Annotated in this window: 3 protein-coding genes; all 3 read left to right on the top strand. The window is 61.6% G+C overall.

Going from position 1 to position 7,636, the window contains the following annotated elements; translation table 11 throughout:
- Positions 1 to 201: 201 nt before the first annotated feature.
- The 3 genes from ACK543_RS11515 (at position 202) to ACK543_RS11505 (ending at position 7,340) form a co-directional block, all read left to right on the top strand.
- On the top strand, positions 202 to 900 hold the full coding sequence (locus ACK543_RS11515) for a transposase (RefSeq protein ID WP_409942990.1): 699 nt from the start codon (positions 202 to 204) through the stop codon (positions 898 to 900).
- Between the two features lie 180 nt (positions 901 to 1,080).
- Positions 1,081 to 5,814 carry a glutamate synthase-related protein gene (locus tag ACK543_RS11510; protein WP_409942989.1) on the top strand — a complete coding sequence of 1,578 codons (4,734 nt, stop codon included), beginning with the start codon at positions 1,081 to 1,083 and terminating at the stop codon, positions 5,812 to 5,814.
- Positions 5,815 to 5,861: 47 nt separating this feature from the next.
- On the top strand, positions 5,862 to 7,340 hold the full coding sequence (locus ACK543_RS11505; RefSeq protein ID WP_409942988.1) for a glutamate synthase subunit beta: 1,479 nt from the start codon (positions 5,862 to 5,864) through the stop codon (positions 7,338 to 7,340).
- Positions 7,341 to 7,636: the final 296 nt, after the last annotated feature.

Genomic DNA, 7,636 nt, shown 5'->3' with positions numbered 1-7,636 from the left:
TCGGCTGCAAATCGACCGCAGCGGTCCATTTTTAACCGCCTTTTTGCCCCATAGCTCGGCTATGGGGCTGCAAATTCGGCAAAAACTGTCCTCGCTGGGGCCGATTTTCGCTTTCGACGCTCCAAGTCCGACAGGCTCCTATGTCGCCCACCGATAATCGGGGACGGAACGTTACCTGCACGCCTGTACCCGAAGACACCCATGGCCCGACTCCCCCGCCTGACCTTGCCGGGTCACCTGCACCATGTCATCCAGCGCGGTAACAACCGTCAACCCATCTTCTTGGATGGGGAAGACCGCGAAACCCTGCTTTCTTGGCTGGTCGATAGCGCACAGAAATACGGGGTCGCTGTGCATGCCTACGTGCTGATGAACAACCACTTCCACCTGCTGTGTACGCCTGCGACCGCCGAGGGGCTGCCGCAGATGATGCAGGCGGTGGGCCGACGCTATGTGCAGTATTTCAACCGGCGCCACGCGCGCACGGGCACTTTGTGGGAAGGGCGTTACCGATCCACGGTACTGCAAGCGGAGCGCTATTTGCTTGCGTGCATGGTGTACCTTGATCTCAACCCCGTGAGAGCAGGGCTGGCAGAGCAGGCATCGGGCTACGCCTGGTCGAGCCATGCCCATTGGCTGGGCTTGCGCCAGGACCGGCTGCTTGCGCCGCACGCCCTGTACTGGGCGTTGGGCAACACCCCGTTCGCGCGTGAGGCGGCCTATGCCGACCTGGTGCAGGCGGGCATCAGCGCGCAGGATCGGGCAATGCTCACGTCATCTGCCCTCACCGGCTGGGCGCTGGGTGATCCCGGCTTTGTCAGCGCGTTGCAAAAGCACACGCCACGGCGCGTGACCCGCGGGCGGGCTGGTCGCCCTCGTCTTGATAAAAAACTGGATTAAATAGTGCTGTTGCGCACGTCTTCATTCGGTCGGTAGCTATGTTATTTGATATGTCCCTTAAATATGGAAAACATGATCTAGAGAGCATTAAATACGGAGCTGACCCCAATTAATTTGCTTGCCAAAGTTTGTTGCAATGCACTAATCTTTGGTTCTCTGCGAAAAACATAGGAGTGGGCCATGACCACGGCTGCCGAAATCCAGCATCTGCAACAACACGGTTTGTATTCAACAGGTCACGAACACGACGCCTGCGGCCTCGGATTTGTGGCTCATATCAAGGGCATCAAGCGCCACGACATCGTGACGCAGGCCCTGAAGATTCTGGAGAACATCGACCACCGTGGTGCGGTGGGTGCCGACCCGCTCATGGGTGACGGCGCCGGTATCCTCATCCAGATTCCGGATGCCCTCTACCGCGAAGAAATGGCCAGGCAGGGCGTGAGCTTGCCAGCGGCTGGCGAATACGGCGTGGGCATGATCTTCCTGCCCAAGGAGCACGCATCCCGTCTGGCTTGCGAGCAGGAGATGGAACGCGCGATCAAGGCCGAAGGCCAGGTGCTGCTCGGTTGGCGTGATGTGCCGGTGAATGCGGACATGCCCATGTCACCCACCGTGCGCAGCAAAGAGCCCATCCTGCGACAGGTATTCATTGGCCGTGGCAACGACGTGATCGTGCAGGACGCTCTGGAGCGCAAGCTGTACGTGATCCGCAAGACCGCCAGTGCCAACATCCAGGCCCTGAAGCTCAAGCACAGCAAGGAATACTACGTACCGAGTATGTCCAGCCGCACCGTGGTCTACAAGGGCCTGCTGCTGGCCGACCAGGTGGGCGTGTACTACAAAGACCTGTCGGACGAACGCTGCGTCTCGGCAATCGGCCTGGTGCACCAGCGCTTCTCGACCAACACCTTCCCCGAGTGGCCACTGGCCCACCCGTACCGCTATGTGGCGCACAACGGGGAAATCAACACCGTCAAGGGCAACTACAACTGGATGAAGGCGCGCGAAGGCGTGATGGCGTCGCCCGTGCTGGCCGCCGACCTGCAAAAGCTCTACCCCATCAGTTTTGCTGACCAGTCCGACACGGCGACGTTCGACAACTGCCTGGAGCTGCTGACCATGGCGGGCTACCCCATCAGCCAGGCGGTGATGATGATGATTCCCGAGCCCTGGGAGCAGCACACCACAATGGACGAGCGCCGCCGCGCGTTCTATGAGTACCACGCTGCGATGCTCGAGCCCTGGGATGGCCCGGCCTCGATCGTTTTCACCGATGGTCGCCAAATCGGCGCCACGCTGGACCGCAATGGACTGCGCCCCTCGCGCTACTGCATCACCGACGACGACCTGGTCATCATGGGCTCCGAGTCCGGCGTGCTGCCGATCCCCGAGAACAAGATCGTGCGCAAGTGGCGCTTGCAGCCCGGCAAGATGTTCCTGATTGACCTGGAGCAGGGCCGCATGATCGATGACGATGAGCTCAAGGCCAACATCGTCAACACCAAGCCCTACAAGCAGTGGATTGAGAACCTGCGCATCAAGCTCGACAGCATCGAAACGGGCGCACAGGCAGCGGGCCCCCAGCCGGCCGACCTGCCCTTGCTGGACCGCCAGCAGGCTTTCGGCTACACCCAGGAAGACATCAAGTTTCTGATGGCGCCCATGGCCCAAAACGGAGAGGAAGGCATCGGCTCCATGGGCAACGACAGCCCGCTGGCCGTGCTCTCGGGCAAAAGCAAACCGCTGTACAACTACTTCAAGCAGCTGTTCGCTCAGGTGACCAATCCGCCGATTGATCCCATCCGCGAAGCCATTGTGATGTCGCTCAACAGCTTCATCGGACCCAAGCCCAACCTGCTGGACATCAACCAAGTCAACCCACCCATGCGGCTTGAAGTGAGCCAGCCCGTGCTGGACTTTGCCGACATGGCCAAGCTGCGCGACATTGAAAAGTACACGCAGGGCAAGTTCAAAAGCGCGACCATTGACATCACTTACCCGTTGAGCTGGGGACACGAAGGTGTCGAGGCCAAGCTCGCATCGCTGTGCGCGCAGGCTGTGGACGCCATCAAAGGGGGCGCCAATATCCTCATCGTCAGCGATCGTGCCGTGAGTGCCACCCAGGTGGCCATCCCTGCGCTGTTGGCGCTGTCTGCCATCCACCAGCACCTGGTGGTAGCAGGTCTGCGCACTACGGCCGGGCTGGTGGTCGAGACGGGAACCGCCCGCGAAGTGCATCACTTTGCCGTGCTCGCAGGCTACGGCGCTGAGGCCGTGCATCCCTACCTGGCCATGGAAACCCTGGCCGCGATGTACAAGGACTTGGGCGGTGACCTCTCGGCTGACAAGGCCATCTACAACTACGTCAAAGCCATTGGCAAGGGCCTGTCCAAGATCATGTCCAAGATGGGCGTGAGCACCTACATGAGCTACTGCGGCGCGCAGTTGTTCGAGGCCATTGGCCTGAACACCGAGATCGTGGGCAAGTACTTCACGGGCACTGCCAGCCGCGTGGAAGGCATCGGCGTCTTCGAAATCGCCGAAGAAGCTATCCGCATGCACAAGGCGGCCTTTGGTGATGACCCGGTGCTTGAAACCATGCTCGATGTTGGCGGCGAATACGCCTGGCGGGCCCGCGGCGAAGACCACATGTGGACGCCCGATGCGATTGCCAAGTTGCAGCACAGCACCCGCGCCAACAACTGGAATACGTACAAGGAATACGCCCAGATCATCAACGACCAGAGCAAGCGCCACATGACGCTGCGAGGCCTGTTCGAATTCAAGATCGATCCTTCCAAGGCGATTGCCGTGGACGAGGTTGAGCCCGCCAAGGAAATCGTCAAGCGCTTTGCTACGGGCGCCATGTCATTAGGTTCCATCTCCACCGAAGCCCATGCCACGCTGGCGGTGGCCATGAACCGCATTGGCGGCAAGAGCAACACGGGTGAGGGCGGGGAGGACGAGCGCCGCTACCGCAACGAACTCAAGGGCATCCCGATCAAGCAGGGCGATACCTTAAAGAGCGTGATCGGTGCCGAGAACGTCGAGGTCGATCTGCCTTTGCAAGATGGCGACTCGTTGCGAAGCCGCATCAAGCAGGTGGCCTCCGGCCGCTTTGGTGTCACGGCCGAATATCTCTCGTCTGCCGACCAGATTCAGATCAAGATGGCCCAGGGCGCCAAGCCTGGCGAGGGGGGCCAACTGCCCGGTGGCAAGGTGTCCAACTACATCGGCAAGCTGCGCCACAGCGTGCCGGGTGTGGGGCTGATCTCGCCTCCGCCGCACCACGACATCTACTCCATTGAGGACCTGGCCCAACTGATCCACGATCTGAAGAACGTGGCACCGCACGCTGGCATCAGCGTCAAGCTGGTGTCCGAGGTGGGCGTGGGCACCATCGCTGCTGGCGTTGCCAAGTGCAAGAGCGATCATGTGGTCATCGCCGGTCACGATGGCGGCACAGGCGCTTCGCCCTGGTCGTCCATCAAGCACGCGGGTGGCCCCTGGGAAATCGGTCTGGCCGAAACCCAGCAGACCCTGGTGCTCAACCGTCTGCGCGGCCGCATCCGCGTGCAGGCTGATGGCCAGATGAAGACAGGTCGCGACGTCGCCATTGGCGCGTTGCTCGGTGCTGACGAGTTCGGCTTCGCCACCGCTCCGCTGGTGGTCGAGGGCTGCATCATGATGCGCAAGTGCCACCTCAATACCTGCCCCGTGGGCGTGGCCACCCAAGACCCAGAGCTGCGCAAGAAGTTCTCTGGCAAGCCTGAGCACGTGGTGAACTACTTTTTCTTCATCGCTGAAGAAGTGCGTCAGATCATGGCCCAACTGGGCATTCGCAAGTTCGACGACATGATCGGTCGCACCGATCTGCTCGATACGCGCGCCGGGCTCTCGCACTGGAAGGCACGCGGCCTGGACTTCAGCCGCCTGTTTGCCCAGCCCAACGTGCCCGCCGATGTGCCGCGCTTTCATGTGGACGTGCAGGACCACCACATCGAACACACGCTGGACCGCAAACTCATCGAGCGCAGCAAGCCCGCCATTGAAAAGGGCGAGCGCGTGCAGTTCATCGAGGTGGCGCGCAACGTGAACCGCTCGGTCGGGGCCATGCTGTCCGGCGCGGTCACCCGGGTGCACCCCGAGGGGCTGCCTGACGACACCATCCGCATCCAGCTGGAAGGCACGGGCGGCCAGTCGTTTGGGGCATTCCTCACGCGCGGCATCACGCTGTACCTCATCGGCGATGCCAATGACTACACGGGCAAGGGCCTTTCCGGAGGTCGTGTGGTCGTTCGCCCCAGCATTGATTTCCGCGGCGATGCCGTGCGCAACACCATCGTGGGCAACACCGTCATGTACGGCGCAACCACAGGCGAAGCCTTCTTCAGCGGCGTGGCTGGCGAGCGATTTGCCGTCCGGCTCTCGGGTGCGACGGCGGTTGTCGAAGGCACGGGCGACCATGGCTGCGAATATATGACCGGCGGCACCGTGGTGGTGCTGGGCAAGACCGGCCGCAACTTTGCGGCAGGCATGAGCGGCGGAGTGGCCTACGTGTACGACGAGGACGGTCAGTTCGCGTCGCGCTGCAACATGTCCATGGTGACGATCGAGCGCGTGCTCCCTGCCGATGAACAGATGACCACCATCGCGCGCGCCATCTGGCACGGGGGGCAGACCGACGAGGCTCAGCTCAAGAAGCTGCTGGAGGACCACAACCGCTGGACAGGCAGCAAGCGTGCGCGTGAACTGCTGGACCACTGGGCCTCGTCACGCGCCAAGTTCGTCAAGGTATTCCCCACGGAATACAAGCGTGCGCTCGCCGAGATTTATGAACGCAAGATGCTGGACGAGACTGCGCAGTCAGCGGTCACTGCGACCCCAAGAAAAGCGGTGCTTGCCAAGTAAGGCATGGCCATCGGGTTAGCACAGCATTCACAGGCAAGGACATCGTCATGGGAAAAACTACCGGCTTCATGGAATTCGAACGCATCGAAGAGGGCTACAAGCCCGTCCCCGAGCGTCTGAAGCATTACAAGGAATTCGTCATCGGTCTCGATGACGCGCAGGCCAAGGTACAGGCCGCGCGCTGCATGGACTGCGGCACGCCGTTTTGCAACAACGGCTGCCCGGTCAACAATATCATTCCGGATTTCAACGACCTTGTGTACCAGCAGGACTGGAAGAGCGCCTGGGCCGTGCTGGATTCGACCAACAACTTCCCGGAATTCACGGGCCGCATCTGCCCTGCGCCTTGCGAGGCTGCCTGTGTGCTGAACGTGAACGCCGACCCCGTGGGCATCAAGTCCATCGAGCACGCCATCATTGACCGCGCCTGGGCCGAAGGCTGGGTTCAGCCCCGCGTGCCCAAACACAAAACGGGCAAAAAGGTGGCGGTTGTCGGTTCCGGCCCGGCCGGCATGGCGGCTGCGCAGCAACTGGCGCGCGTCGGACACAGCGTGACGCTGTTCGAAAAGAACGACCGCGTGGGCGGGCTTCTGCGCTACGGCATCCCAGACTTCAAGATGGAAAAGACGCACATTGACCGCCGCGTCAAGCAGATGGAGGCCGAGGGCGTGACCTTTCGCACGGGCGTGTTTGTGGGCGCAGCCCAGGACGGCCTGGGCAAGGATTCCAAGGTCACCAACTGGGCCAAGGAAACCGTGACGCCTGAGCAACTCCACCAGGAATTCGATGCCGTGCTGCTGACCGGTGGTGCCGAGCAGTCGCGCGATTTGCCCGTGCCCGGTCGCGACCTCGATGGCATCCACTTCGCGATGGAGTTCCTGCCCCAGCAAAACAAGGTCAATGCGGGTGACAAGCTCAAGGGCCAGCTGCGCGCCGAAGGCAAGCACGTGATTGTGATCGGCGGTGGTGACACCGGCAGCGACTGCGTGGGCACCAGCAACCGCCACGGCGCTGCCAGCGTCACGCAGTTCGAGCTCATGCCCCAGCCGCCACAAGAGGAAAACCGCCCACTGACCTGGCCCTACTGGCCGATCAAGCTGCGCACCAGTTCCAGCCACGAAGAAGGCTGCGAGCGCGAGTTCGCGATTTCCACCAAGGAGTTCCTGGGCGAAAAGGGCAAGGTCACCGGCCTCAAAACGGTGCGCGTGGAGTGGAAGGACGGAAAAATGGTCGAAGTGGCCGGCTCCGAGCAGGTGCTCAAGGCGGACCTTGTGCTGCTGGCCATGGGTTTCGTGAGCCCTGTGGCGCCCGTGCTGGACGCGTTTGGCGTGGACAAGGACGCCCGCGGCAACGCCCGCGCCACCACCGACTTCAGCGGCGGCTATGCCACCAATGTTCCCAAGGTGTTCGCCGCAGGCGATATCCGCCGGGGCCAGTCGCTGGTGGTATGGGCCATCCGCGAAGGCCGACAGGCAGCACGCGCGGTGGATGAATTCTTGATGGGGTATTCAGACCTGCCGCGCTGATGTGGCGTGCCCCTCAAGCGGCGCCATCGGCGCCGTTTTTCATCGAAGGGCCCATGTTTGCATAGCGCTTTCACCCCGAAGGTGAGGCTGCAAAAACAACCCAAGGCTCGAGTCCGTGCGGTGTGCGCCAAGATTACAAGCGGTCAACTGCCGTTTTTAGCCCGAATATTTCACGGCAATTGGTCGAAGGCGGAGCGAAGCGAGTTTTTCTGTTGATTTTGGGCTGCCAAGTGCTCTGGCCAGGGCTTTGATGTGCTGCAAAAGGCTATGGCGTGGTAACCAGGCACACCGGCCCC

It is taken from the genome of Acidovorax sp., assembly GCF_046341535.1.
In the GTDB taxonomy this organism is placed as follows: Bacteria; Pseudomonadota; Gammaproteobacteria; order Burkholderiales; family Burkholderiaceae_C; genus Acidovorax.
This window is presented reverse-complemented; position numbering and strand designations above follow the sequence as displayed.

Excerpts from the sequence above, each read along its gene's own strand:
- ACK543_RS11515 (WP_409942990.1), top strand. The coding sequence starts at position 202 with ATGGCCCGACTCCCCCGCCTGACCTTGCCGGGTCACCTGCACCATGTC.
- ACK543_RS11510 (WP_409942989.1), top strand. The coding sequence starts at position 1,081 with ATGACCACGGCTGCCGAAATCCAGCATCTGCAACAACACGGTTTGTAT.
- ACK543_RS11505 (WP_409942988.1), top strand. The coding sequence starts at position 5,862 with ATGGGAAAAACTACCGGCTTCATGGAATTCGAACGCATCGAAGAGGGC.